The organism is Streptomyces bottropensis ATCC 25435 (assembly GCF_000383595.1).
In the GTDB taxonomy this organism is placed as follows: domain Bacteria; phylum Actinomycetota; class Actinomycetes; order Streptomycetales; family Streptomycetaceae; genus Streptomyces; species Streptomyces bottropensis.
Genome location: NZ_KB911581.1, coordinates 7472313 through 7497561, shown reverse-complemented (window position 1 = coordinate 7497561; position 25249 = coordinate 7472313). Strand labels below are relative to the sequence as shown.

Below are 25249 nucleotides of genomic sequence, written 5' to 3'. Positions count from 1 at the left end.
TGCTGTCGGTGTCCCTCAGTTGAATGCGGTCCTCGTCACTCGGTCCCGCCGTGTCAGTCCCGGTACCGCTGGGGGGAGGGCGGACGGGACTGCTCCGCGTTCCCGCCCATCGTGGCGGACAGCCAGGTGGAGTACGAGTCCTGCCAGCCGTCCTTGAGATAGTCCACCAGCACCTGGTTGACCCGGCGTACCAGATCGTCCGCCTCCAGGTTCATCGCCACGCCGTAGTACTCGGTGGTGAACGGCTCACCCTTCAGATCGACCGTCGGGTCCTGCGCCGCCTGGCTCGCGGCGAGGGCGCCGTCGGTGACCACGGCGTCGACCTGACCGAGCTGGAGCCGCACCAGGCAGTCGAGTTGGTTGGGGACCTGCAGGGAGATGTCGGTGGTGGCGGGCACCTCGCCCGACTCCTTGCCGGCGGTGAGGGCGGACAGGGCCGTGGAAGTGGCCGCCGTGCAGATCCTCTTGTCCGCCAGCGTCTTGTCGTAGCCCTTGATCGTCGAGGACTTGGGCGCCAGGACCTGCTGTCCCGTCCTGAAGTACGGCTGCGAGAAGGCCACATCCTTCATGCGCTCGCAGCTGATCGTCATCGTGCGGACCACCATGTCGACCTCCCCGTCCTGGAGCGCGGGGATGCGCCGACTGGTGGGGATCGCCTTGAAGCGCACCTTCGTCGGGTCGTCGAGTATCTCTTCGGCGATCCTGTGCACGATGTCGATGTCGAAGCCCTCCAGCTGGGCCTCGTCGTTCTTGCCGTTCGGATCGCGGTAGCCCCAGCGGTAGCTGTTCTGGTCGACGCCGACGGTGATGAAGCCGTTGTTCTTGATCCGCTGAATCGTCTTTCCGGACTCGTCCGAGGAGGGCCCAAGACTCCGGTTCTGCGGGTCGTTCTTCTTCTCGCAGTCGTCCGCCCGCGCCTGCGTCCCCCGGGCGACCCCCTGGCCCCCGGTGCTCGTGACGCCGTCGCGTGTCCCGCTCACCGGCAGCACCAGGGCGAAGACCACGGCCAGTGCGCAGAGGACCGCCATCGCGCCCACCCCGCCCCAGCCCCTGAGACCGGCCCGCAGGCGTCGTACCGCGTTCATCGCGACCCCTTCCACCGCGCCTCCTCCCGCCGCCGTCACCGGTACTCCGAAAGCCGGCGCCCGATGCCGAGCACCGCGCCCGCCGCGCCCAGCACGGCCAGCACCGCGGCACCCACGGGGAGTCCGAGCATCGCGTCGCGGCCGTCCTGGGCAGCCCGCTCGAACTCCTTCGCCTCGTACGCGCTGGCGATGCCCAGATTCTTGTCGACCTCGTCGAAGCACTCGCCGGTCGGCTTGTCGCCGTTCTCGCAGCCGGGGGGCGACGTGCCACCGATCACCTGGGCGAGAGCGCACTGGTACTCGCCCCCGTTGTCGGCCTCGCGAGCGTTCCCGTGCCGCTTCTTCCACTCCTCCATACCGGCGCCGGCGGCCTTCAGCGGCTTCTCGCCGCCCGCGTCGTCGGCGATCCGCTCGGCGGCGGCCAGCTGCTTCTTGAGCGTCGCCATGCTGGTCTCGAACGCGTAGTCGAACTTGTCCACGCTCTTGCCCTTGGCGTTCTCGGTGGTCTCCGCGCCCCGGCTGATCAGGGTCAGGTTCTCGTTGCCACGCGCGGTGAGGGAGGCGATCCGCGCGTCGTTCAGCACGGTCAGGGACCGCACGCCGTTGTCGTAGGAGTCGTTGAGCCCCGAGCGGGCGAGGGTGTGACCGCCGGCCAGCCACAGCAGGACGACGGCCGACGCGGCCGTCGCCGCCACGAGACCGTGGTTCAACACCCTGTTGGTCCGCCGGTAGTTACGACGCTGGGCCCAGACGAGGCCGCCGATGGCGAGCACCCCGAGACCGATCGCGGCCCACGGGTACGCGGTGGCGTCCTCGTAGTCGTCGCGGAGCCGCTCGTTCTCGTTGTCGTAGATGCTCCGCGCCTCGCCGAGCATGCCCTGCATCTTGTCGTTCGCGTAGCGCAGATAGGCGCCGCCCAGCGGGTAGCCCAGGCGGTTGTTGGCGCGGGCCCGCTCGACCAGGCCCTTGTACTCGGGCAGCAGGGCGTTCAGCTTGGCGATGCGTTCCTCGGAGTCCGAGCCGGCCTCCGACGCGGTCGCGGCGAGGGCCAGTTGCTTCGCCGCCTCCCGCATCTCCCGCTCGTAGTCCTTGCGCGACTCCTCGGTCTCCTGGCCGCCCGCGAGGAACCCGCTGGAGGCCGCCGTGTTGGCGGCGGCCAGGGAACTGTAGATCTCCGCTGCCGCCGAGCTGAGAGGCTGGCTGCCGTGGAGCACGTCGTCGGCCGCGGCCGAGCGGTCGTTCATCTGCCAGGCGGTGACGGAGCCGAACGCGACGACCAGGAGGGCGAGCAGGGCGCCGATGATGCGCAGCCGGCCCGGCTCGGTCGTCGCGGCGGCGCGCAGCAGATCGACGCCCTCGGCGAACGCGGTCCTGCGGGGCGGGCCGCCGTCGGGGTCCGGGGACGGCACCGGGGGCCTCGGCGGGTGCGAGGCCTGGGACGGCACGACCGGGCCCGGCCCCGCGGGTGGTGCCGTACGAGCCGCGCTGCCCTCCGGAGTGAATGTCACCTGACCTCCCCCTGGTCATCCGTCCGTCACGCCCGCCCGCTCCCACGGACAGAGGTGCACGGCCGCAAGTATCGCCGCCGGGAGTGACCACGCACAGACCTTGACTCGATCTTGTTCCCCGATCGTGTCCGTACGTGCCGTGCCTGTCGAATTCCGGCGCAGCACAAGGCTTCCCGCACCGCCCCCCGCCCATGAATACGCGGTTCGGCCGGGTTCGGTTCCCTGGGGGTCGAACGCGTTCGAGGAGGAGGGGCGGGGGTGGCGCGGGCCGCCGGGTCACCCTCCTTCGTAGTGCGCCCGCACGCGCGCGTGCACGGTCCTCGGCGCGCCCACGCGGTCCAGCCCGAGCAGCGCCGCGCCCAGCACCGGGGCGGCCGTGACCACCCGGGGGACGGCCTTGGGCGCGGCGACCGCCAGTGCCTCGCGGACCCGGCCGTCGAGCAGGGGGTGCCGGGCGGCGAGGACACCGCCGCCGAGGAGGACGGGGGTCTCCTCCCCGAGGAGGTCCAGGCGGGTCAGGGCCACCGTCGCCATGGCCACCACCTCCTCGGCCATGCGGTCCACCAGCGAGCGGGCCACCGGGTCGCCCGCGGCCGCCGTGGCGAAGAGGACCGGGGTCAGCTCGTGGCGGCGGGCGGCCGGGATGTGCTCCAGATGCAGGGCCTCGATCAGGGCGTACACGGTGTCCAGGCCGAAGTGCGCGGGCAGCGCGGCGGCCAGGGCCGTGGGACCGCCCCGGCCGTCCTCCGCGCGGGCCGCGTGCCACATCGCCTCCTCGGCGAGGCCCCAGCCACCGCCCCAGTCGCCGGAGAGACGGCCGAGCGCCGGGAAGCGGGCGGTGCGGCCGTCGGGGCGCATGCCGACGCAGTTCACGCCGGCACCGCACACCACGGCCACACCTCGCGGCTCGGCCACGCCGGCGCGCAGGATGGCGAAGGTGTCGTTGCGGACCTCGACGGTCGCGCCCCACGCGCGCGTGCCCAGCGCCGCCGCGAGCCGTTCCTCCTCGACGGGGAAGTCCGCGTTGGCCAGACACGCCGAGACATGGTCGACCGAGCCGACCCCGGCCTCGGCGAAGGCCCGCCCCACCACCTCCGCGAGTCCGTCGACCGCGAAGCCCACGCCCACGGCCGGCGGCCGGAACCCGCCACCGCGTGCCGCGCCCAGCACCTCCCCGTTCGGCGCGACCACGGCGACGTCGGTCTTGCTGTTGCCCGCGTCGACGGCGAGCACGCTCCCGCGCCCGGCCGGCCCGGTGCCGTCGCGCACGCTGTCGGTCACGCCCACGCGAGGTGCTCCCGGTTGTGTGCGATCAGCCGGTCGGTGAGGGCCTCGGCGTACGCGTACTGCCCGATCAGGGGATGCGAGAGCAGTGCGCGGAACACCCGGTCCCGGCCGCCGCGCAGGGCCGCGTCCAGGGCCAGATCCTCGTACGCGGTGACGTTCGCCATCAGGCCCGCGTACAGCGGGTCCACGGTCTGCACCGGCAGCGGTGCCGCCCCCTGACGGCCCACGGCGGCCTGCACCTCGATCACCGCGTCGGCGGGGAGGAAGGGGAGCGTGTCGCCGTTGAGGGTGTTCACCACCTGATACGGGCTGCCGCCGTCGCCCAGCAGGGACGCGGCCAGGTCGACGGCCGCCTCCGAGTAGAACGCCCCGCCCCGCCTGCCGAGCAGCGCGGGCTTCTCGTCGAGCGCGGGGTCCGCGTACATCTCCAGCAACTCCCGCTCCATCGCGGCCACTTCGGCGGCCCGCGAGGGCTTGGTGCCCAGCTCCCGGACGACCTCGTCGTGGGCGTAGTAGTAGCGCAGGTAGTAGGACGGGACCACGCCCAGGCGGTCCAGGACGGGGCGGGGCAGGCGCAGGTCGGCGGCGATGGTGTCGCCGTGGCCGGCCAGCAGCTTCGGCAGGACGTCCTCGCCGGAGGGGCCGCCGAGGCGGACGCCGGTCTCCCAGGTGAGGTGGTTCAGGCCCACGTGGTCGAGGTGGACCTCGGCCGGGGTCACGCCGAGATGCGCGGCGAACCTCCGTTGCAGGCCGATCGCCACGTTGCACAGGCCGACCGCCTTGTGGCCGGCCCGCAGCAGGGCGCGGGTCACGATCCCCACCGGGTTGGTGAAGTCGATGATCCAGGCGTCGGGGTTGGTCCGGCGGACCCGCTCGGCGATGTCCAGGACCACCGGGACCGTCCGCAGCGCCTTCGCCAGGCCGCCCGCGCCGGTCGTCTCCTGACCGACGCAGCCGCACTCCAGCGGCCAGGTCTCGTCCTGCTCGCGGGCGGCCTGGCCGCCGATGCGCAGCTGGAGGAGGACGGCGTCGGCGCCCTCGACGCCCCGGTCCAGGTCATCGGTGGTGACGATCCGCCCGGGGTGCCCCTGGCGGGCGAAGATCCGGCGGGCCAGCCCGCCGACCAGCTCCAGCCGGTCGGCGGCCGGATCGACGAGCACCAGCTCCTCGATCGGCAGGGTGTCCCTGAGCCGGGCGAACCCGTCGACGAGTTCGGGTGTGTAGGTCGAGCCTCCGCCGACCACGGTGAGCTTCATAGCTGTATCAACCCTTTACTCCGGTCAGGGTGACGCCTTCGACGAACGCCTTCTGCGCGAAGAAGAACACGAGGATCACGGGGGCCATGACCAGCACGGTCGCGGCCATGGTCAGGTTCCAGTCGGTGTGGTGCGCGCCCTTGAAGGACTCCAGACCGTAACTGAGCGTCCAGGCGGCCGGGTTCTCGGAGGCGTAGATCTGCGGGCCGAAGTAGTCGTTCCAGGCGTAGAAGAACTGGAAGAGCGCGACGGCCGCGATGCCGGGCTTCGCCATCGGCAGGACGACCCGCAGCAGGGTGCGCAGTTCGCCGCAGCCGTCGACCCGGGCCGCGTCCAGGTACTCGTCGGGGATGGTCGTCAGGAACTGGCGTAGCAGGAAGATGGAGAACGCGTCCCCGAACGCCATCGGGATGATCAGCGGCCACAGCGAGCCGGACAGGTCCATCTGCTTGGCCCAGAACAGGTACATCGGGATCACGACGACCTGCGGCGGCAGCATCATCATCGAGATGACCAGCATCAGGGCCAGATTGCGGCCCCGGAAGCGGAACTTGGCGAGCGCGTAGGCCACGGGGACGGACGACACGACGGTGAGGACCGTGCCGAGGCCGGCGTAGAGGAGCGTGTTCTTCCACCAGGTCAGAAAGCCGGGGGTGTCGAGGACCTGGCGGTAGTTGTCCCACTCCCAGGTGTCCGGGACCAGGTCGCGGGTGAGTGTCTGCTGACCGCCCATGAGCGAGGTCAGCACGACGAAGACGAAGGGCAGGGTGAAGAAGAGCGCGGCGGCCACGCCCAGCGAGTGGACGGCGATCCACTCCAGGAGAGCCCGGCGGCGGGCGGTCCGTTCGCTCGCCGTGGCGGCGGCCCGCGTCACCGGCCTGTCGCGTACATCGAGTACCTGGGTCATCGGTCACCGGCTCCGATCAGTCCGCCCCGTCGCCGCATCAGCAGCGCCGTGAACACCATCGACAGGGCGAACAGCACGAGGGCGACCACACAGGCGGAGCCGTAGTCGAAGCGCTGGAAGCCGAGGTTGTAGACGAGCTGCGGCAGCGTCAGCGTCGACTTGTCCGGGTAGCCGGGCTCGAACTGCTGCCCGGAGCCGCCGATGACGCCGGAGGCGACCTTTCCGGCCACCAGGGGCTGCGTGTAGTACTGCATGGTCTGGATCACGCCCGTGACCACCGCGAACATCACGATCGGCGAGATGGTCGGCAGTGTCACGAACCGGAACCGCTGCCAGGCCGACGCCCCGTCCAGCTCGGCGGCCTCGTACTGCTCCTTCGGTACGTCGAGCAGCGCGGCCATGAAGATGACCATCAGGTCGCCCACGCCCCACAGCGCGAGCGCGGTGAGCGCCGGCTTGGACCAGGTGGGGTCGGTGAACCACCCGGGGGCCGGCAGGCCCAGCCCTTCGAGGACGGAGTTGACCGGCCCGGTCCCGGGGTTGAGAAGGAAGACGAAGGCCAGCGTCGCGGCGACCGGCGGCGCGAGGTACGGCAGGTAGAAGAGGGTGCGGAAGACGCCCGCGCCGGTCTTGATCTTCGTGATCAGCAGCCCGACGCCGAGCCCGAACAGCACCCGGCAGGTCACCATCACGAGGACCAGCCAGAGCGTGTTGCGCAGGGCCGGCCAGAACAGCGGGTAGTCCTCGAAGACGTAGGACCAGTTGCCGAGGCCGCGGAAGACCGGAGTACCGAAGCCGTCGTACTTCATCAGCGAGAAGTACACGGTCGACACGAGCGGATAGGCGAAGAAGACGCCGAACCCGATCAGCCAGGGTGACAGGAAGGCCACGGTACGGAGCGCCGACCGGCGGCGCTTCGAACGCAGGGTGTGCGTGGACGCGAGCGCCACCCGCGGGGAGTGCGTGGACATCGGAGGGATCCCGTTCCCGTACCGCTACTTCGCCTGCGCGATGTCGGTGTCGATCTGCGCCGCGGTCTTCTCCAGCCCCTTGTGCAGGTCCTTCACCTTGCCGGACTCGTACTGGTAGCCGAAGTCCTGGAGCGTCGTCTGGTACGTCGAGCCGTTGACGGAGGCCGGCGGGGTGTTCGAGTGCGGGTTCTGGGCGATGTCCAGGAACGTCTTGAAGCCCTCGTCCACCTTCAGGTCGGGCGACTTCAGGGCGGCGAACGTGGACGGCACGTTGTGGATGGCGTTGGCGAACGAGACGACGGCCTCGGTGTCGGTCGTCAGGTACTTCACCAGCTCCCAGGCCGCGTTCTGCTTCCGGCTCTGCGGGGCGATGCCGATGACCGTGCCGGAGAGGAAGCCCTTGCCGTACTCGGCCACCTCGTCGTCGGCCACGGGCATCGGCGCGGTGCCGATCTCGAAGTCGGTCCCGGCCTCCTTCGCCATCCCGAGCCGCCACTCGCCGTCCAGCTGCATGGCCACCTGGCCGGTCTGGAAGGGGTGCTTGGCGCCCCACTCGTCGCCGAAGGTGTTCCGGTACTTCTCCAGCTTCGCGAAGCCGCCGAGCGAGTCCACCAGCTTCTTCTGGTACGTGAACATCTCCGCGAACGCCGGGTCCTCGGAGATGTTCGACTTGCCCTCGGCGTTGAAGTAGGAGTGGTCCCACTGCGACATGTAGTGGTCCACGACCGTCTCGTAGCCGTGGTAGTTCGGCATGAACCCGAGCTGCGCGTAGCTGTCGCCCTTGGTCTTCGTCAGCTTCTTCGCGGCCACGGCGAACTCGGACCACGTCTTCGGCGGCGCCTTGATGCCCGCCTTCCGATACGCGTCCTTGTTGTAGTACAGCCCGTACGCGTCCCCCAGCAGCGGCAGCGCGCACCGGGTGCCCTCGAACTGCGTGTAGTCCAGCATCGGCTTCGGGATGATCTTGTCGAGGTCGAGCTTCGACTTCTCGACGAAGGGCTTGAGGTCGGCGAAGGCCCCGGAGGAACAGAACTTGCCGATGTTGGACGTGGTGAACGAGGACACGACGTCCGGCCCCTTCGAACCGCCCGCCCGCAGCGCCTGGTTGAGCTTGTCGTCGTTGATGTTCCCGACGACCTTCACCGTGATGTTGGGGTGCTTCTTCTCGAACCGGTCCACGTTCGCCTGGATCGCCTTCACCTCGCCGGGTGCGCTCCACCCGTGCCAGAAGGTGATGGTCGTCCTGGCGTTCGGGTCGTCGGAGGAGGTGGTGTCGGCCTGGCCGGTGCAGGCGGTGGCGAGGAGGGCGAGGGAGGCGGTGGCGGCGAGCGCGATCGCCGCGTTCTTGGATATTCCGGACATGGCGGGGTCTCCTGAGGGAGGGGAGGGGTGATCGGGAAGGACGGGGGCGCGCCCGGGAAACCTCAGGGGCGCGAGGCTGTGCCGATGTGCGGCTCCGCCGCGTGGGCGCGGTCGGCCGCGACGGGCCGGCGGTTTTCGAACGACCTGGAACGCGGCCGAACTCAGCGGAGTGTCAACGTGTCGAAGACTTCGTCCCGCGTCGTCGCGAGAGCACTCTCCAACGCCCCCCGCAGTACGGGGTGTTCATGCACGTCACCGAGGACCAGTCGCGGTCGGGAAGCGGCCAGTTCGCCCAGTTCGGCCGCCACGAGAGCCCGCAACGGCTCCCCGCCGGAGGCCAGCGCCGAGCCGCTGAGGACGATGAGTTCGGGATCGAGTACGGACACGAGTGCGGCCAGACCGGTGGCGACGGCGGTGGCGTAGGTGGCCAGCAGCCGCCGGTGCGGACCGGAGTCGACCGCGGCGGCCCGCGCCACGAGGGCGGCGGCGACCTCGGCGTACGGCCCGTCGGGGATGTCGGTGATGCCCAGCTCACGGGCGAGCCGGGGGATGACCTGCGAACCGGCGAGTTCCTGGAAGCCGCCGCTGTTCGCCTTGGTCACCTGGCGCACCAGCGGCACACCGGGGACCGGCAGGAAACCGACCTCGCCGGCGCCCCCGGTGAACCCCCGGTGCAGCCGTCCGCCCAGGACCACCGCGGCGCCGAGACCGCCCTCGTTCCACAGCAGGACGAAGTCCTCGTGGCCCCTGGCCGCGCCCAGCCGTTGTTCGGCGAGGGCGGCGAGGTTCACGTCGTTCTCGTACTCCACCGGCATCGGCAGCGCGGCGGCGAGTGCGTCGAGGAGGGCGGGGGAGTGCCAGCCGGGCAGGTGCGAGGCGTACCGCAGTCGCCCGGTGCCCGGGTCGAAGGCGCCCGGTGTGCCGATGACGAGCCGGCGCACGTCCGCCCGGACGAGCCCGGCGGCCTTGACCGCCCCGTCGAGGGCGGTGGTGACCTGGTGTACGACGGGTTCGGCGGGGCGTCGTCCGGGGGTGGGGACGGCGAACTCGCCGACCGTGCGGCCGGTGATGTCGGCGACGGCGGCCAGGACGCGTTCGGGGGTGACGTCCAGGCCCGCGGCGTACGCGGCGGTCGGGTCGACCGCGTAGAGCTGGGCGTTGGGGCCGGGTCGGCCCGCGCCGGAACCGCTCTCGCCGGGTCCGCCGGTGCCGGACCCTTCCGTGCCGGTGCCCGTGGCCACCACGAGTCCGGCGGCTTCGAGGCGGGCCAGGAGCTGCGAGGCCGTCGGCTTGGACAGCCCCGTCAGCTTGCCGAGCCGGGTCCGGGAGAGCGGCCCGTGCTCCAGCAGCAGATCGAGTGCGGCGCGGTCGTTCATGGCGCGCAGTACGCGGGGTGTTCCTGCCATGGTCCGCCACCTGCCAACTGTTAGGAAAGTTTCCTGTCGGATGCCAGGACGATAGGACTAGACCAGGTGGGCGTCAACATCCGGCCAGCAAAAACCGCCCCCGGGCAACGGAGTCGTTACCCGGGGGCGGTGTGGTCGGCGGCGCGCGAGGCGGTGCGGTCGCACCTCACCTCACCTCACGCACGTCACTCAACTCACCTCGGTCACGTCACTTCACGTCGACGAAGTCCCCCGCGGACTTCACGGCCGCCGTGGTCGACGTGCCCGCGAACACGTAGCGGTAGGTGCCGTCCTTCGACGCCTTCACCGTGGTGGACAGGGTGCCGGTGGTGCCGGAGGTCACCGTCTTCACGTCCGTGTAGGCGGCGGCGCCCTTGGCCTTGAACTGCAGGGCCACCTTCTGGCCCTTGTAGCCCGCGTAGCGGCCGGTGTTCCAGTCGGCGCGGGTGAGCGTGCCCTTGACGGTCAGGGTCTTGCCCTTGACGGCCGGCTCGGGGGTGGCGTTGACGGTGGCCTTGGCGAGCCGCTGGAGCTTGGCGGTGCCGAGGTTGCCCCAGACGTCGCTGCCGACGTGGAAGCTGATGTGGTCGTCGGAGTCGTCCTCGTCGATGGCCTGCTCGCTGTAGATGGCGGCCGCCTTCCAGGTGGTGGCGTCCGCGCCCTCGAAGAGGTACACCCGGGGAGCGATGGTGAGCTTCGTCGCGCAGGACTCGGTCACCGTGGTGTCGGTCGTCGCCGTCGGGGTGCAGACGGGCTTGCTGGGGGAGTCCTCGATGACGTTGCCGGGCTCCGCGAGCGTGCCCCGGTAGAGGGCGACGCCCAGGAAGTTGTTCTTGTAGTCGACCTTGAAAGCGGTCGGCCGGGTGATGCTGTAGGTGACCGGAACGGTCACCTCGGCCTTGGTGCCGATGACGATCGGCTTGCCGTTGTTGACGGTGACGGCGCCGAAGGTCAGGTCCGGCGAGTCGGCCAGCGCGGCGGGCGCGGCCAGGCCGGTGAGAGCCAGGGCGCCGGACACGGCGGCGCCTATGGCGAGCTTGCGCATGAGTCCCCACATTCGAGGCGGGCCCCTGGGCGTTGCGCTCCAGAACAAGGGCCGCCTGTGGGAGTGACACTAGGCGATCACTTGTGCGAGGGGAATGCGGGGTACCTGTGGAGACGGTAACGAAACCGCAGGTCAACCGGATGTGGGCGTTCCGGGTGCCCCGCGGGAAGGGGCACCCGGCCATGCAAAAACCCGGACCGTCAGGCGGAGATGCCGTCGATCCGGGCCATCGCGTCGTCCGCGCCGAACGGTTGCAGGTAGGGCAGCCAGCGCGGGTCCCTGTGGCCGGTGCCGATGATGCGCCAGGCCAGCCCTGAGGGCGGAGCGGGTTTGTGGCGGAGCCGCCAGCCGATCTCGACGAGATGACGGTCGGCCTTGACGTGATTGCAGCGGCGGCACGACGCGACGACGTTGTCCCAGACGTGCTTGCCCCCGCGACTGCGCGGGATGACGTGGTCGACGCTGGTTGCGACGCCACCGCAGTACATGCACCGGCCCCCGTCGCGGGCGAACAGCGCCCGACGGGTCAAAGGAACGGGCCCCCGATAGGGAACCCGGACGAATCGCTTGAGCCGGACCACGCTGGGTGCGGGGACTGTGACGGTCGCGCTGTGCAGATAGGCGCCGGATTCCTCCAGGGAGACCGCCTTGTTCTCCAGGACGAGGACGAGCGCGCGGCGGAGCGGTACGACACCGAGCGGCTCGTACGACGCGTTGAGGACCAGGACGTGCGGCACGGATGCCTCCTTGTACGCCGGCGGCGCGTGGCTCGCGCCGTGGACGATCCGTAGTCAGTCTCCCCTCATGCCTGGTGGAAGCGCCACCATGTCCCGGTAACGGGCTGGGAGTGTTTTCGACCACACCTTGATTCATCCCCCGCCGTGTGCGCCCTTCACTCCCTGGTGAGCGCCTTGTCTCCCTCGAACATCGCGACGTCCTCCACGCAATGCCCCGTTAGTGTGGTGGGCCTGCCCGTCCGGTGACCCATCCGTGACCTGACGGATCTTGACCGCCGTACCGGAGGGCAGATAGAGCACCTGGAGGTATCCGCCGTGTCGCCCGTTTCTTCCCTGCCCCTCCTACTGGCCGCCGCCACGCCGTCGCCGTCCCCCTCGGAGACGTCGACAACCCCCGCGGTGCCATCGCTGGAGGACGCCCAGGAGAGCGCGACCAACGCCGCCAGCTGGGTGGAGGAGAACTGGTCCACATGGCTGGCGATCGGTCTTCGCGTCCTGCTGATCGTGGTGATAGCGGCGGTGCTGAGAGTGTTCGTCCGGCGGGCGATCACCAAGCTCATAGACCGGATGAACCGCTCCGTGCCGGGCGTCGAGGGCGGCACCCTCGGCGGGCTGCTGGTCAACGTGGAGCGCCGCCGCCAGCGTTCCCAGGCCATCGGCTCGGTGCTGCGCTCGGTGGCGTCCTTCCTCATCCTGGGCACCGCCGCCCTGATGGTCCTCGCCACCTTCGAGATCAACCTCGCCCCGCTGCTGGCCTCCGCCGGTGTCGCGGGCGTCGCCATCGGTTTCGGCGCCCGCAACCTGGTCACGGACTTCCTCTCCGGCGTCTTCATGATCCTGGAGGACCAGTACGGCGTCGGGGACACCGTCGACGCGGGCGTCGCCTCCGGCGAGGTCATCGAGGTCGGCCTGCGCGTCACCAAGCTGCGCGGCGACAACGGCGAGATCTGGTACGTCCGCAACGGCGAGGTCAAGCGCATCGGCAACCTCTCCCAGGGCTGGGCCACCGCCGGCGTCGACGTCACCGTCCGTTACGACGAGGACCTCGACAAGGTCCGCCGCACCCTCCTGGAGGTCGGCGAAACGATGAGCAAGGAGGACCCCTGGAACGAGCTTCTGTGGGGCCCCATCGAGGTGCTCGGCCTCGACGACGTGCTCCTGGAGTCGATGGTCGTCCGCGTCTCCGCCAAGACCATGCCCGGCAAGGCCCTCACCGTCGAGCGTGAACTGCGCTGGCGCATCAAGAAGGCGTTCGACGCCGCCGAGATCCCCATCGTCGGCGGAGCCCCGGCCCTGGCGGCCGACAACCCGGACGCCGATCCGGCGGCCGGCGTGGCGGCCCCGTCCGTCTACTCCAGCACGACCTCGCCCCAGTCGGAGCGGGCGACGCCGATCGCTCCCTCGGGGGTGCCGAAGTAGCGCACGCGCGCACGCGCCTCGCGGCGGCCCAGGGGCACCCCCGTGCCCCCCGGGCCGCCGCTTCTTCGGGTCTACGCGTACCGCAGCTCCGCGGGCCGGATCGTGCGTCGCAGCAGCGGCAGGGACGTGGCGGCCGCGAGGAGGCAGGCGCCGTAGGCCGCGACAGGGACCAGCAGTGAGCCGTAGGCGAACCACAGGGTGCCGCTCATGGCCGTGGCGTACGCGACGGCGATCGCCGTACCGCACAGCCCCGCGACGAGCACCGACGGCGCCAGGGGCAGGGCCGTCTCCAGCAGCAGCGCACGACGCAGCACCTCGTACGGCACCCCGGTGGCGACCTGGGCCGCCAGGCCCCGGCGGCGGGTCGCGAGGGACTCGGCGGTGCCGACGGCCAGCCCGAAGAGGGTGATGGCGAAGCCGATGAGGATCGCGGCGGCGGTGAGGTCCAGGCCGGTGGTGTAGAAGTCGGCCCTGTCTCTCAGGTAGTCGTGCTTCTCGATGGCCGCGAGCAGCGCATGCCGGATGCCGAGGAATCCGCTGCCGACCACGGTCCCCATCACCACCGCCGCGTGGGTGCGGGCCGAGGCCCACGGGTCGTCGCGCAGTCGCTCGGCGGCGATCAGGACCGCCGGGTTCTCGGCGCGCGCGGCGAGCAGTCGGCCGGTGAGCGTCGAGACGATGCCGGACAGCAGCACGGCGCCCGCGCCCACCGCGAGCAGCGCGCCGCAGACGATCAGCGGAGCCTTGCCGGACGAGTAGGCCATGTTCCGGGTGGTGTTGGCGACGGCGAGGAGCGTCACGAGCACCAGCAGTGCCACTGCTCCCAGGAACACCCACACCGGACCCCGGCCCGTGGTCGGCCCCACCCGGCGCACCCGGCCCAGCGGCGAGGCCACCACCCGGCGCAGCGCCAGCACGCTCGCGACCGCGCCCAGCACCGGCACCCCCAGCGCCACCAGTGTGATCACGATCCAGGCGACGACGGTGGGGCTCTGCCACCGGCTCAGCAGGAACACCACGAACACGGCCGTGGTGACCAGCGAACCGGCCAGGCAGGCCAGCCCCGTCTCCAGTGCCGCGATCCGGCGCACCTGGCCGGCCGACGCGCCGGCCAGCCGCAGCGCGGCCAGGCGCCGGTCCCGGTGGACGGCGCCCACCCGGGTGCACTGGCCGAGGAACCCGAGTACCGGGACCAGCAGGAACAGCAGGGTGACGATCACCCCGGAGCGTTCACCGGGGTTGTCCAGCAGACCGCTGGCCATGTCCACCCGGTAGCCGCCCTCCAGCGAGGCCAGTACCCCTGCCGCCAGGCCGAACGCCGTCGCCAGCGCCGCCCCCAGCCCTGTCAGCGACACCCGCCACCACTCGCGCCGGTCGGAGCCCTGGGTCAGCAGCAGGGCCAGGCGGAGATCGTTCGCCGGCGCGTTCACCGGGACACCTCCAGCGACGCGTCGGCCTCGGAGACCACGGCCCCGTCCTTCAGGGTGACCTCACGGTCCGCGTACGCCGCGGTCTGCGCGTCGTGGGTGATCAGCAGCACCGCCGTACCGGACTCCCGGGCCGCGTGCGTCAGTGCCGCCATCACCTGCTCGCTCGCCAGCGAGTCCAGCGCCCCGGTCGGCTCGTCCGCGAACACCACCTTCGGCGCGGTCACCAGGGCCCGCGCCAGTGACACCCGCTGCGCCTGGCCGCCGCTCATCTCACCGGGCCGCTGTTCCTCCTGCCCGCGCACGCCGAACCGCTCCAGCCACTCACCGGCCCGCTCCCGTGCCTCCTGGCGGGCGGTGCCGGCCAGCAGCAGCGGCAGCGCGACGTTGTCGACGGCCGTCAGCTCGGGTATCAGCTGCCCGAACTGGAAGACGATCCCGAAGTCCGTCCGGCGCAGTTCGCTCAGTTCCTTCTCCGGGAGCCGGTCGAGCCGCTTCCCGGCGTACGTCACCGAGCCCTCGTCGGGCCGGACGATGCCCGACAGGCAGTGCAGCAACGTGGACTTCCCACTGCCGCTCGCCCCGGTGACGGCGAGGATCTCGCCCTCCCGCAGCTCCACCGAGGCGCCCCTCAGCGCCCGCGTCCTGCCGTGCTCCTTGACGAGGCCGCGGGCCGCGAGCAGCGGCACGGGGCCGGTGTTCTTCTCGTTCATGCTGTGTCGACCTCCGCGGTCAGGGTGGTCAGCCGGGCCGCGGTGGTGTTCATCCAGCGGAGATCGGCGTCGAGATGGTTGAGGGCGAAGTCGGCCCCGAGCACCGTCGCGAGATCGGCTCCCGGCGCGGTCTTCACGGCGGTCAGCTCCCGCATCCGCGCCATGTGCGCGGTGCGCTGCGCCCTCAGGTAGGCGGCCGGGTCGCCCCCGGCGAGGATCGAGACGACGAGCTTGGCGAAGATCTCGTTCGTCACGAACGGCGCGGGCGCGGTGATCTCCCCGGCCCACTCGGTCAGTTCGCGGGCCCCCTTGTCCGTCGAGCGGTACATCGTCCGCTCCGGACCGCTGTCCGCCTCGGTGCCGTCGATCTCGGCGAGTCCGTCGCGGACCAGCCGCTGCAGGGTCGTGTAGACCTGGCCGTAGGCCAGCGGGCGGGCCTGCGGGAAGCGTTCGTCGTGCCGTCGCTTGAGGTCGTAGCCATGGCTCGGCCCACCGGCGAGCAGGCCCAACAGGATGTGACGGGTGCTCATGGTGATCACTATGCATCGAGTACATGTACTGAGTGAATAGTGGGCGAGGGGGCTGGGTGCGCCGGGAGCGGAGCACCGGCGCGAAAGTGATCAGAACCACGATGTCCCCCCACCCACGTCTGCGACGCCGCCCGCTGGGTAGGGCTGGAGTACCCCGGACCCGCACCCCATCGCCGTACGACGACAAGGAGACCCCCGTGGCCGCACCGGCTCATCTTCCGGCCCCCGTCCGCTCCAAACGCACGCCGGAGCCCTTCGAGCTCCACGAACCCCATGTCCGCGTCTTCAGTGCCGAGGGCCCCGGCGCCGACGTCCCGCTCACCAGTGAGCCCCCGCTCCCGGACGCGGAACCCCTCACCAGCGAGCCGCCTCTCACCGACGCGGCCCCCCTCACCAGTGAACCCACGTCCCACGGCGCCGCATCGGGGGTCTAGATGCACGAAGACCCAGGGGGTTCGAGCCCGATGGCCGAGACCCCGCTGGCCCGGCTCGCCGCCCTGTGTGGCGTCGCCACCTCCTACAGCCCCTCCCCGGACCACACGGTCGCCGCCTCGGACGGCGCGGTCGTGGCCGCCCTCGCCGCGCTGGACGTCGACGCGAGCACCCCCGAGTCCGTCGCCGCCGCCCTCGCGGCCCGCGAACGGAGTCTCGGTGAACGGCTGCTGCCGCCGACCGTCGTCCACTGGACCGACGGCGAGCCCCCGGCCGCGCTGACCGCCCTCCCGGACGGCACCCGGCTGCGCATCGAGACCGAGCAGGGCGAACTCCGCTCCGGCATCGAGGAACTGCCCCCGGGTGTGCACGCCCTGCACGCCACCGCTCCCGACGGGCGCACCGCCGACGCCCACCTCGTGGTGGCCCCGGCCCGGCTGCCCGCCCCGCCCGGCCGCACGTACGGCCTCCTCGTCCAGCTCTACTCCCTCCTCTCGCAGCGCAGCTGGGGCATGGGCGACCTCGGCGACCTCGCCGAACTCACCGCCTGGGCCGGCCGCGCCCTCGGCGCCGGATTCGTCCAGGTCAACCCGCTGCACGCGGCGGTCCCCGGCGCCCCCACCGACCCCTCCCCGTACCGCCCCTCCTCCCGCCGCTACCCCGACCCGGTCCACCTGCGGGTGGAGGACGTACCGGAGTACCCCTACGCCCTCGCCTCCCCCGAGGAGCGCGACCGTGTCGGCGGGCTGCTGGAGCGGGCCGTGCGGCTGCGGGAATCCGTCCTGGCCAAGGGCGAGCTGATCGACCGGGACGCGGTGTGGGCCCTCAAGCGCGAGGCCCTGGACCTGGTACGCGCCGTGCCGCTCGGCCCCGGGCGGCGGGCCGCCTACTGGGACTTCCTCGCCGAGGAGGGCGAGGCGCTGGAGGACCACGCCACCTGGTGCGCGCTCGCCGAGGTCTACGGCTCCGACTGGCAGCGCTGGCCGGCCGGCCTGCGCGACCCGCGCTCCGCCGAGACCGCCCGCGCACGCGGGGAACTGATGGACCGCGTCGACTTCCACACCCGGCTGGCCTGGCTGACCGACGCCCAGCTCGGCACCGCCCAGCGCTCCGCGCGCGACGCCGGCATGCCGATCGGTCTGGTGCACGACCTGGCCGTCGGCGTACATCCCGGCGGCGCCGACGCCTGGGCCCAGCAGGAGTACTTCGCCTCCGGCATGTCCGTGGGCGCGCCCCCCGACGCCTTCAACTCCCGGGGCCAGGACTGGGGTCTGCCGCCCTGGCGCCCGGACCGCCTCGCCGAGTCCGGCTACGCCCCCTACCGCCACCTCCTGCGCGCTCTCCTCCGCCACGCGGGCGCCCTCCGCATCGACCACGTCATGGGCCTGTTCCGCCTGTGGTGGGTACCGCAGGGCCAGGCCCCGACCGAGGGCACGTACGTCCGTTACGACGCCGATGCCATGCTCGCGATCCTGGTCCTGGAGGCGTCACGGGCCGGCGCCCTGGTGATCGGCGAGGATCTCGGCACGGTCGAGCCGGGTGTGCGCGAGGCCCTCGACGCGCGTGGGGTGCTGGGCACGTCCGTCCTGTGGTTCGAACGCGACTGGGAAGGCACGGGCCGGCCCCTCCCGCCCGAGCGGTGGCGCGCGAACTGTCTCGCCACCGCCACCACGCACGACCTCCCGCCCACCGCCTCGCGGCTGACCTGCGACCACGTCGACCTGCGCCACGGCCTGGGGCTGCTCACCCGGTCCCTGGAGGAGGAGCGGGCGGAGGCCGCCGCCGACGCGGGCGAATGGCTGGCCCTCCTGGCCAGGCTGGGTCTGCTGGACGGCGCCGGCGGGGGCATCTCCACGACGTCCGAGGAGGAGCGGATCCAGGCCGTTCACCGGTTCCTGCTGCGGACGCCCGCCCGCATGATCGGGCTCTGGCTGCCCGACGCGCTCGGCGACCGCCGTCCGCAGAACCTGCCCGGCACGTGGGATCAGTATCCGAACTGGCGTCTGCCGATCGCCGACGCGGAGGGCCGTCCGGCGACGCTGGAGGATCTGGCGGCGTCGCCCCGCCTGTACGCGCTGGTGGATGTGCTGCGGGGGGTGTCGTAGCTCGGGGGCGCCTCATGGCCCGGGGGTGCCTCATGGCTCGGGGGTGCGGGTGCGTCGGCGGGTGCGGGTGCGTGGGGGCTGGTCGCGCAGTTCCCCGCGCCCCTAAAGGCCCAGGCCCCTGCGGGCCTGAAACCCACGCAGCCTGCGGGCCTGAAAAGCACGGGGCGCAGCCCCTGCTTTTCAGGGGCGCGGGGAACTGCGCGAACGGCCCCCACCGGAGCCGCACCCGCCAGACGAAGCCGCCACCCCCACCCCCTTGGGCGCCCCCGACACCCCCTTTAGGCGCCCCCCGCCCGAGCGAACCCCCCGCACGTTCGTTACCTTTAGCGCGTGGACAAGAAGAACGCCCTGCGCGCCGGCGCCCTGGCTGCCGGTACGACGCTGATGATGCTGCTCATGTCGTCCCCCGCCCTCGCGGTGACGCCCGACGACGGCGACGACCCGGGCCCGGGCCTCAGCGTGATCGAGACGCTCGGCCTCTTCGTGGTGGCGCCGATCGGCCTGTTCGCCGTGATCGCCGGCCTCGTGTGGGTCCTGGACGGATCGACGGACCGTCAGCCGAAGGCCAAGGCCAAGGCGAAGGCCTGACCACCTCCGCTCCACCTCGCTGAGACGTTCCATCGAGGGCACCCCCGGCGCACGCGCACACCCGCGCGCCGGGGGGTGCCCTCGACGCGTTCCCTCATGACCCCGTGCCCACCACCAGCAGCCTCAGCAGGCCGGCCAGTTGGCCGGCCTGTTCGTCGTCCAGGGCGGACAGCGCCTCGGTCTGGACGGCCACGCCCGCCACGACCGCCTCGTCGATCAGGCGCAGCCCCTCGTCGGTGAGGGTGACCTGAAGGGCCCGGCGGTCGTGCGGGTCGGGGGAGCGGCGGAGCAGCTGCGCGCGTTCGAGCTTGTCGAGCCGGCCGGTCATCCCGCCGGTGGTGAGCATGAGGGTGGCGGAGAGCTCGCGGGGCGAGAGGGTGTACGGCTCCCCGGACCGCCGCAGGGTCGCGAGCACGTCGAACTCGCCGCGTGAGATCCCGAACCGGGCGTACGCCTTCTCCATCCGGTCTCCCAGCGCCCGCGAGAGCCGGTAGACCCGGCCGAACACCTCCATCGCGGTGGTGTCCAGGTCGGGCCGGGCCACGGCCCACTGGTCGACGATCGTGTCGACGGGGTCGCGAAGGGGCCTGTCGGGCTCGGGGCGCGCGTTCATGGGGTGAGTATCGGATGCCGACGGGTCGGCCGCAAGAAAGTAGCTTGAGGGAAAGTGGCTTAGCGCTAAGCTAATCGCAAGCAAGTTACTCGACGCCCCGCCCTGCCGACCGAGCCGCCCTCCCCGCCGCGAAGGACGCGTCCCATGACCGCGCACACCGCGCACAGCACGCACAGCACGCACACCGCCAGTCGCCTCCCCCTCATCGCCCTGACCGCGCTCGCCCCCCTCTCCTGGGGCACCACCTACGCCGTGACGACGGAGTTCCTGCCGGCCGACCGCCCCCTGTTCACCGGCCTGGTGCGGGCGCTCCCTGCGGGCCTGCTGCTCCTGGCGATCTCGCGCACGCTGCCGCGCGGGGTCTGGTGGTGGAAGGCCGCGGTGCTGGGCGCGCTGAACATCGGCGCCTTCTTCCCGCTGCTCTTCCTCTCCGCGTACCGGCTGCCGGGCGGCATGGCGGCGGTGGTCGGCTCGACCGGGCCCCTGTTCGTCGCGGGACTGGCGGCCCTGCTGCTGGGCGACCGGCCGACCCTACGCACGCTGCTCACCGGCATCGCCGCGGCCCTCGGCGTCAGTCTGGTCGTCCTGAAGGCGGCGGGTGCGCTGGACCCGGTCGGACTGCTCGCGGCGCTCGCGTCCACCGTCTCCATGTCCACCGGCACGGTCCTCACCAAGCGGTGGGGGCGCCCGGCCGGCGTCAGCCCCCTCGCCCTCACCGGCTGGCAGCTGACCGCGGGCGGCCTCCTGATCGCCCCGCTCGCCCTGCTGGTCGAGGGCGCGCCCCCGGCCCTGGACGGCCCGGCGATCGGCGGCTACCTCTACCTCATGCTGGGCAACACCGCCGTCTCCTACTGGCTCTGGTTCCGTGGCATCGGCCGCCTCTCCGCCACCCAGGTCACCTTCCTCGGCCCCCTGTCCCCCCTCACCGCCGCCGTCGTCGGCTGGGCGGCGCTCGGCCAGTCCCTCGGCCCCCTCCAGCTGCTCGGCATGGCCGTCGCCTTCGGCGCGACGATCGCCGGCCAGCTCCGGCCCCGCACGCCGACGCCGGCCGACGGGGGAGGACACATGCCTCGGCCGCGGCACGGCGGCGAGTCGCAGGCCCCGCTCGTCGGCCGCCCCGGCCGCTGACGAACGACAGGGGCGCCCGGTGATCTCTCACCGGGCGCCCCGTCGTCGTACGAGCGGCGGTCGCTACTCCGCGGCCGCCGCCGCGTCCGCGGCCTGGGCCCGCAGCGCTCGCTCCACGCCCGAGCGGGCCTCCGAGATCAGGCGGCGGAGGGCCGCGTTGGGCTCGGCGGCGGTCAGCCAGGCGTCCGTCTTGTGCAGGGTGTCGGCCGAGACCTGGACCGACGGGTAGAGGCCGATCGCGATCTGCTGGGCGATCTCGTGCGAGCGGGACTCCCAGATGTCCTTCACCACCTCGAAGTACGGGTCGGTGTAGGCGGCCAGGAGGTCGCGCTGGTCGGTCTGGACGAAGCCGCCGATCACCGCTTCCTGCAGCGCGTTGGGGAGCTTGTCCGACTCGATGACCTGCGCCCAGGCCTCGGCCTTGGCCTCGGCGGTCGGACGGGAGGCGCGGGCGGTGGCCGCGTGGCGCTCACCGGCGGCGGTCCGGTCGCGCTCGTACTCGCCGGCGATCTCCGCCTCGTCGTAGCGGCCCACCGTCGCGAGCCGCTGTACGAGGGACCAGCGCAGCTCGGTGTCGACGGCCAGGCCCTCGATCGTCTGCGTGCCCTCCAGCAGCGCCTCCAGCAGGTCCAGCTGCTCGGGCGTCCGCGCGGTCGCGGCGAACGCGCGTGCCCAGGCCAGCTGGTGGTCGGAACCGGCGGCCGCGGCACGCAGATGCGCGAGCGTGGCGTCCGTCCAGCGGGTCAGCAGCGCCTCGCGGGCCGTGGGGTCGGCGTACAGCTCGATCGCCAGCTTCACCTGGCGGTGCAGCGACTGGACGACACCGATGTCGGACTCCTTGCCGATGCCCGACAGGACGAGCGACAGGTAGTCCCGGGTCGCCAGCTCCGCGTCACGTGTCATGTCCCAGGCCGAGGCCCAGCACAGCGCGCGGGGGAGGGAGGCCTCGAAGTCGCCGAGGTGCTCGGTGACGAACGCGAGCGACCGCTCGTCGAGGCGGACCTTCGCGTACGACAGGTCGTCGTCGTTGAGGAGGACCACGGCCGGGCGGCGGCGGCCCACCAGCTGGGGCACGGCGGTCAGTTCACCGTCGACGTCCAGCTCGACGCGCTCGTCGCGGATCAGCTTGCCGCTGTCGTCGTCGAGTTCGTACAGGCCGACCGCGATGCGGTGCGGACGCAGCGTCGGCTCGCCCTTCGCGCCCGCGGGCAGCGCCGGGGCCTCCTGGCGGATCGCGAACGCGGTGACGACCCCGTGCTCGTCCGTCTCGATCTCGGGGCGCAGGACGTTGATGCCCGCCGTCTCCAGCCACGCCTTCGACCAGGCCTTCAGATCGCGGCCGGAGGTCTTCTCCAGGGAGCCCAGCAGGTCGGACAGGCGCGTGTTGCCGTACGCGTGCGCCTTGAAGTAGGCCTGCACGCCCCGGAAGAACTCGTCCTGCCCGACGTACGCGACGAGCTGCTTCAGGACGGAGGCGCCCTTCGCGTAGGTGATGCCGTCGAAGTTGACGAGCACGTCGTCCAGGTCGCGGATCTCCGCCATGATCGGGTGCGTGGACGGCAGCTGGTCCTGCCGGTACGCCCAGGTCTTCATGGAGTTGGCGAACGTGGTCCACGAGTGCGGCCAGCGCGAGCCGGGGGCGTCGGCCTGGCAGGCGATCGAGGTGTAGGTGGCGAACGACTCGTTCAGCCACAGGTCGTTCCACCACTCCATCGTCACCAGGTCGCCGAACCACATGTGGGCCAGCTCGTGGAGGATGGTCTCGGCGCGGACCTCGTACGCCGCGTCCGTCACCTTCGAGCGGAAGACGTACTGGTCGCGGATGGTCACCGCGCCCGCGTTCTCCATCGCGCCCGCGTTGAACTCCGGCACGAACAGCTGGTCGTACTTCTTGAACGGGTACGCGTAGTCGAACTTCTCCTGGAACCACTCGAAGCCCTGCCGGGTGACCTCGAAGATCGCGTCGGAGTCCAGGTGCTCGGCGAGGGACGGCCGGCAGTAGATGCCGAGCGGCACACTCTGCCCGTCCTTCTCGTACACGCTGTGCACCGAGTGGTACGGGCCGACGATGAGCGCCGTGATGTACGTGGAGATCCGGGGCGTCGGCTCGAAGACCCAGACGTCGTCCTTGGGCTCCGGAGTCGGCGAGTTCGAGATGACGGTCCAGCCCGTCGGGGCCTTCACGGTGAACTGGAACGTGGCCTTCAGGTCCGGCTGCTCGAAGCTCGCGAAGACACGGCGGGCGTCGGGGACCTCGAACTGCGTGTACAGGTACGCCTGGTCGTCGACCGGGTCCACGAACCGGTGCAGGCCCTCGCCCGTGTTGGTGTACGCGGCGTCGGCCACGACCCGCAGGATGTTGCGGCCCTGGAGCAGCCCGGGAAGCGCGATCCGGGAGTCCGCGAAGACCTCCGCCGGGTCCAGCGCGTCGCCGTTGAGGGTCACCTCGTGGACGGTCGGGGCCACCAGGTCGATGAAGGACGTCGCGCCGTCCTCCGTGACGTCGAAGCGCACGGTGGTCACGGACCGGTAGGTGCCTCCCCCGCTCTGCGCGCCGGAGAGGTCGAGATCGATCTCGTACGAGTCGACGGTGAGCAGCGCCGCCCGCTGCTGAGCCTCGTCGCGGGTCAGGTTTGTGCCAGGCACGCGGTCATCTCCTCGGTATGTGTGGGTCGCGCCATCCTTCCATGACCGGTGTCCTCGCACGGATGCCGATTCCCGCGCGAACATCCGTACCCCGTCCTCCGCACACGCGAAGGGGCGCCCACCGCCATCCGGTGGGCGCCCCTTCCTCGCGTACCGTCCGCCTACTCGCTCAGCTCCGCCGCCACCAGCTCCGCGATCTGGACCGCGTTCAGCGCGGCGCCCTTGCGGAGGTTGTCGTTGGAGACGAAGAGGGCCAGGCCGTTGTCCACCGTCTCGTCGGCGCGGATGCGACCCACGAAGGAGGGGTCCTGGCCGGCGGCCTGCAGGGGGGTCGGGATCTCGGAGAGGGCGACGCCGGGGGCGCCGGCCAGCAGCTCCGTCGCGCGCTCCACCGTGATCGGGCGCGCGAAGCGGGCGTTCACCTGGAGGGAGTGGCCGGAGAAGACCGGGACGCGGACGCAGGTGCCGGAGACCTTGAGGCCGGGGATCTCCAGGATCTTGCGGGACTCGTGGCGGAGCTTCTGCTCCTCGTCCGTCTCGTGCAGACCGTCGTCGACGATCGAGCCGGCGAGGGGGACGACGTTGAAGGCGATGGGCCGCTGGTAGACGCCCGGCTCGGGGAAGTCGACCGCGGAGCCGTCGTGCGTCAGCTTGTCCGCGTCCCCGACGACCTTCTGGACCTGGCCGTGCAGCTCGGCGACGCCCGCCACGCCGGAGCCGGACACCGCCTGGTAGGTGGCGACGACGAGGGCTTCGAGACCCGCCTCCTCGTGCAGCGGACGCAGGACCGGCATCGCGGCCATCGTCGTGCAGTTCGGGTTGGCGATGATGCCCTTGGGGCGGTCGGTGATCGCGTGCGGGTTCACCTCGGAGACGACCAGCGGTACCTCGGGGTCGCGGCGCCACGCGGAGGAGTTGTCGATCACGACCGCGCCCTGCGAGGCCACCTTCTCGGCCAGCGCCTTCGAGGTTGCGCCGCCCGCGGAGAACAGGACGATGTCGAGGCCGGAGTAGTCGGCCGTCGCCGCGTCCTCGACCGTCACGCCGTCGACGACCGAACCGGCCGAGCGGGCGGACGCGAACAGGCGCAGCTCGCTCGTCGGGAAGTCGCGGTCCTTGAGGATCCTGCGCATGACCGTGCCGACCTGACCGGTGGCTCCGACGATTCCGACCCTCACGGCGACTCCTTCTACATGGCTCTGGTGTGTCTGCGGCATGGCCGAGGCCTTTCCATCATGCGGTCAGGCCGGGCCCGCCTGTCCAATCGATTGACCGGCTGGTCCGACGGACGGGACGCGGCAGACCCTGCCACCGGGACCGCTTCTTTGGCCGCCACCCCGGCTGAGCTGGAGAAATTCGCCCTACGGTGGCCCCGTACCGCAAGCTGTGCTGCCTCGACCCTGCCCACGGCATCCGGGCGCACGCGAAGGTGTGACGTACGCCTCTGCGCTCCGCCGGGAAAGCCGGGCCGAACCCGCCGAACGTTTCGGCCCGGGTCGGCGTCGTAGGGGAAACGCGGGAGGGGAGGGGGGACTGTGCTGCGCAGAAAGGCGCGCCACGTCGACAGCGTCCGGGAGGCCGCGAGCGTCCGGGAGGCGCACGACCCGCTGGACGAGGCCCAGGAGCGGCGGGTGCGGGCGGTGCTCGCGCTCGGCGGTGTGCCGCAGTCGGACCTGCTGGACGGGGTACAGCAGGTACGGCTGCGGCTGCTGGAGCGGGCCGCGAACGGCCAGGAGGCACCGCGGGACGTGTCGGCGTGGGCGGCGGTGGTCGCCTCCAACCTGGCGATGGACTGGCACCGCGCCAAGCGGCGCCAGGAGCGCCTGGGGGAGCGTCTGGCCTCGCTGCGCCAGCACGAGCTGCCTTCGGGGGAGGACTCCAGCGTGCTCTCGCTCGCCGTCGCCCGAGGCCTGGACGAGCTGCCCGACGCCCTGCGTCAGGTCCTCGTCCTGCGCTTCTACGCCGACCTGCCGGTGCGCGGGATCGCCGACGAACTCGGTATCCCCGAGGGCACGGTCAAGAGCAGGCTCCACTCGGCGGTCCGCGCCCTGCGCACCCGCCTGCACGAGGACGAGGTGGTGTGA

22 protein-coding genes are annotated in these 25249 nt (G+C 71.7%); 6 read left to right on the top strand and 16 right to left on the bottom strand.

What is annotated here, in order from left to right; genetic code table 11:
- Nucleotides 1-53: 53 nt before the first annotated feature.
- From STRBO_RS0133185 to STRBO_RS0133140, 10 genes are all read right to left on the bottom strand, one after another.
- Nucleotides 54-1100, bottom strand: a complete 1047-nt coding sequence (locus tag STRBO_RS0133185; protein WP_005479453.1) for a glutamate ABC transporter substrate-binding protein — start codon at nucleotides 1098-1100, stop codon at nucleotides 54-56.
- Nucleotides 1101-1120: 20 nt separating this feature from the next.
- Nucleotides 1121-2593, bottom strand: a complete 1473-nt coding sequence (locus tag STRBO_RS0133180) for a hypothetical protein (protein ID WP_028796979.1) — start codon at nucleotides 2591-2593, stop codon at nucleotides 1121-1123.
- A gap of 276 nt (nucleotides 2594-2869) precedes the next feature.
- On the bottom strand, nucleotides 2870-3874 hold the full coding sequence (locus STRBO_RS0133175; RefSeq protein WP_005479450.1) for an N-acetylglucosamine kinase: 1005 nt from the start codon (nucleotides 3872-3874) through the stop codon (nucleotides 2870-2872).
- Nucleotides 3871-5136: a 6-phospho-beta-glucosidase gene (locus STRBO_RS0133170; protein ID WP_005479448.1), complete on the bottom strand. Its 1266-nt coding sequence runs from the start codon at nucleotides 5134-5136 to the stop codon at nucleotides 3871-3873. Before STRBO_RS0133170 ends, STRBO_RS0133175 begins: the two co-directional genes overlap by 4 nt.
- Nucleotides 5137-5143: 7 nt before the next feature.
- Nucleotides 5144-6043 (bottom strand): carbohydrate ABC transporter permease, encoded by a 900-nt coding sequence (locus STRBO_RS0133165; protein ID WP_005479447.1) that lies wholly within the window; start codon nucleotides 6041-6043, stop codon nucleotides 5144-5146.
- Nucleotides 6040-7014: a carbohydrate ABC transporter permease gene (locus STRBO_RS0133160; protein WP_020115457.1), complete on the bottom strand. Its 975-nt coding sequence runs from the start codon at nucleotides 7012-7014 to the stop codon at nucleotides 6040-6042. The genes STRBO_RS0133165 and STRBO_RS0133160 overlap by 4 nt, the downstream gene beginning before the upstream one ends.
- Nucleotides 7015-7038: 24 nt before the next feature.
- Nucleotides 7039-8376, bottom strand: coding sequence for an ABC transporter substrate-binding protein (locus STRBO_RS0133155; RefSeq protein ID WP_005479443.1), 1338 nt, complete (start codon nucleotides 8374-8376; stop codon nucleotides 7039-7041).
- Nucleotides 8377-8537: 161 nt separating this feature from the next.
- Complete coding sequence (locus STRBO_RS0133150; RefSeq protein WP_005479441.1) at nucleotides 8538-9782, bottom strand: ROK family transcriptional regulator; 1245 nt, start codon at nucleotides 9780-9782, stop codon at nucleotides 8538-8540.
- Between the two features lie 208 nt (nucleotides 9783-9990).
- The gene (locus STRBO_RS0133145) at nucleotides 9991-10827 is read right to left on the bottom strand and encodes a hypothetical protein (protein ID WP_005479439.1); all 837 of its coding nucleotides are present in this window, start codon (nucleotides 10825-10827) and stop codon (nucleotides 9991-9993) included.
- A 200-nt stretch (nucleotides 10828-11027) separates the two neighbouring features.
- Nucleotides 11028-11564, bottom strand: coding sequence for an HNH endonuclease (locus STRBO_RS0133140; RefSeq protein ID WP_005479438.1), 537 nt, complete (start codon nucleotides 11562-11564; stop codon nucleotides 11028-11030).
- A 315-nt stretch (nucleotides 11565-11879) separates the two neighbouring features.
- On the opposite strand from STRBO_RS0133140, the gene STRBO_RS0133135 reads away from it, so the two are divergent.
- Nucleotides 11880-12983: a mechanosensitive ion channel family protein gene (locus STRBO_RS0133135; protein ID WP_005479432.1), complete on the top strand. Its 1104-nt coding sequence runs from the start codon at nucleotides 11880-11882 to the stop codon at nucleotides 12981-12983.
- 71 nt (nucleotides 12984-13054) lie between these two features.
- Here STRBO_RS0133135 and STRBO_RS0133130 read toward each other — a convergent pair whose 3' ends face one another.
- From STRBO_RS0133130 to STRBO_RS0133120, 3 genes are read right to left on the bottom strand one after another with little or no spacing between them, the layout of a single operon-like run.
- On the bottom strand, nucleotides 13055-14413 hold the full coding sequence (locus STRBO_RS0133130) for an FtsX-like permease family protein (protein ID WP_005479425.1): 1359 nt from the start codon (nucleotides 14411-14413) through the stop codon (nucleotides 13055-13057).
- Nucleotides 14410-15123: an ABC transporter ATP-binding protein gene (locus tag STRBO_RS0133125; protein ID WP_005479423.1), complete on the bottom strand. Its 714-nt coding sequence runs from the start codon at nucleotides 15121-15123 to the stop codon at nucleotides 14410-14412. The genes STRBO_RS0133130 and STRBO_RS0133125 overlap by 4 nt, the downstream gene beginning before the upstream one ends.
- On the bottom strand, nucleotides 15120-15653 hold the full coding sequence (locus STRBO_RS0133120; RefSeq protein WP_028796977.1) for a PadR family transcriptional regulator: 534 nt from the start codon (nucleotides 15651-15653) through the stop codon (nucleotides 15120-15122). Before STRBO_RS0133120 ends, STRBO_RS0133125 begins: the two co-directional genes overlap by 4 nt.
- A gap of 197 nt (nucleotides 15654-15850) precedes the next feature.
- On the opposite strand from STRBO_RS0133120, the gene STRBO_RS0133115 reads away from it, so the two are divergent.
- The 3 genes from STRBO_RS0133115 to STRBO_RS0133105 all read left to right on the top strand — a co-directional run bounded on the left by STRBO_RS0133115 (nucleotide 15851) and on the right by STRBO_RS0133105 (nucleotide 18778).
- The gene (locus STRBO_RS0133115; RefSeq protein WP_020115453.1) at nucleotides 15851-16087 is read left to right on the top strand and encodes a hypothetical protein; all 237 of its coding nucleotides are present in this window, start codon (nucleotides 15851-15853) and stop codon (nucleotides 16085-16087) included.
- A gap of 30 nt (nucleotides 16088-16117) precedes the next feature.
- Entirely contained in the window at nucleotides 16118-18190 is a 2073-nt protein-coding gene (gene malQ / locus STRBO_RS0133110) for a 4-alpha-glucanotransferase (protein ID WP_005479420.1), read from the top strand.
- Between the two features lie 330 nt (nucleotides 18191-18520).
- On the top strand, nucleotides 18521-18778 hold the full coding sequence (locus STRBO_RS0133105; RefSeq protein ID WP_005479419.1) for a hypothetical protein: 258 nt from the start codon (nucleotides 18521-18523) through the stop codon (nucleotides 18776-18778).
- Nucleotides 18779-18872: 94 nt separating this feature from the next.
- On the opposite strand, the gene STRBO_RS0133100 is transcribed toward STRBO_RS0133105, so the two are convergent.
- On the bottom strand, nucleotides 18873-19391 hold the full coding sequence (locus STRBO_RS0133100; RefSeq protein WP_005479418.1) for a MarR family winged helix-turn-helix transcriptional regulator: 519 nt from the start codon (nucleotides 19389-19391) through the stop codon (nucleotides 18873-18875).
- A 144-nt stretch (nucleotides 19392-19535) separates the two neighbouring features.
- On the opposite strand from STRBO_RS0133100, the gene STRBO_RS0133095 reads away from it, so the two are divergent.
- Nucleotides 19536-20519 carry an EamA family transporter gene (locus STRBO_RS0133095; RefSeq protein WP_005479417.1) on the top strand — a complete coding sequence of 328 codons (984 nt, stop codon included), beginning with the start codon at nucleotides 19536-19538 and terminating at the stop codon, nucleotides 20517-20519.
- A gap of 63 nt (nucleotides 20520-20582) precedes the next feature.
- On the opposite strand, the gene pepN is transcribed toward STRBO_RS0133095, so the two are convergent.
- Together pepN and STRBO_RS0133085 are read right to left on the bottom strand one after the other, a co-directional pair.
- Nucleotides 20583-23165 carry an aminopeptidase N gene (pepN, locus tag STRBO_RS0133090; RefSeq protein ID WP_005479416.1) on the bottom strand — a complete coding sequence of 861 codons (2583 nt, stop codon included), beginning with the start codon at nucleotides 23163-23165 and terminating at the stop codon, nucleotides 20583-20585.
- Between the two features lie 161 nt (nucleotides 23166-23326).
- Nucleotides 23327-24343, bottom strand: coding sequence for an aspartate-semialdehyde dehydrogenase (locus tag STRBO_RS0133085; protein ID WP_020115452.1), 1017 nt, complete (start codon nucleotides 24341-24343; stop codon nucleotides 23327-23329).
- 357 nt (nucleotides 24344-24700) lie between these two features.
- On the opposite strand from STRBO_RS0133085, the gene STRBO_RS0133080 reads away from it, so the two are divergent.
- Entirely contained in the window at nucleotides 24701-25249 is a 549-nt protein-coding gene (locus tag STRBO_RS0133080; RefSeq protein ID WP_005479414.1) for a sigma-70 family RNA polymerase sigma factor, read from the top strand.

Bases quoted from the DNA above. Each gene is read 5' to 3' on its own strand.
- STRBO_RS0133170 (WP_005479448.1), bottom strand. From the start codon at position 5,136: ATGAAGCTCACCGTGGTCGGCGGAGGCTCGACCTACACACCCGAACTC.
- STRBO_RS0133165 (WP_005479447.1), bottom strand. From the start codon at position 6,043: ATGACCCAGGTACTCGATGTACGCGACAGGCCGGTGACGCGGGCCGCC.
- STRBO_RS0133160 (WP_020115457.1), bottom strand. From the start codon at position 7,014: ATGTCCACGCACTCCCCGCGGGTGGCGCTCGCGTCCACGCACACCCTG.
- STRBO_RS0133155 (WP_005479443.1), bottom strand. From the start codon at position 8,376: ATGTCCGGAATATCCAAGAACGCGGCGATCGCGCTCGCCGCCACCGCC.
- STRBO_RS0133150 (WP_005479441.1), bottom strand. From the start codon at position 9,782: ATGGCAGGAACACCCCGCGTACTGCGCGCCATGAACGACCGCGCCGCA.
- STRBO_RS0133145 (WP_005479439.1), bottom strand. From the start codon at position 10,827: ATGCGCAAGCTCGCCATAGGCGCCGCCGTGTCCGGCGCCCTGGCTCTC.
- STRBO_RS0133125 (WP_005479423.1), bottom strand. From the start codon at position 15,123: ATGAACGAGAAGAACACCGGCCCCGTGCCGCTGCTCGCGGCCCGCGGC.
- STRBO_RS0133120 (WP_028796977.1), bottom strand. From the start codon at position 15,653: ATGAGCACCCGTCACATCCTGTTGGGCCTGCTCGCCGGTGGGCCGAGC.
- malQ (WP_005479420.1), top strand. From the start codon at position 16,118: ATGGCCGAGACCCCGCTGGCCCGGCTCGCCGCCCTGTGTGGCGTCGCC.
- STRBO_RS0133100 (WP_005479418.1), bottom strand. From the start codon at position 19,391: ATGAACGCGCGCCCCGAGCCCGACAGGCCCCTTCGCGACCCCGTCGAC.
- STRBO_RS0133095 (WP_005479417.1), top strand. From the start codon at position 19,536: ATGACCGCGCACACCGCGCACAGCACGCACAGCACGCACACCGCCAGT.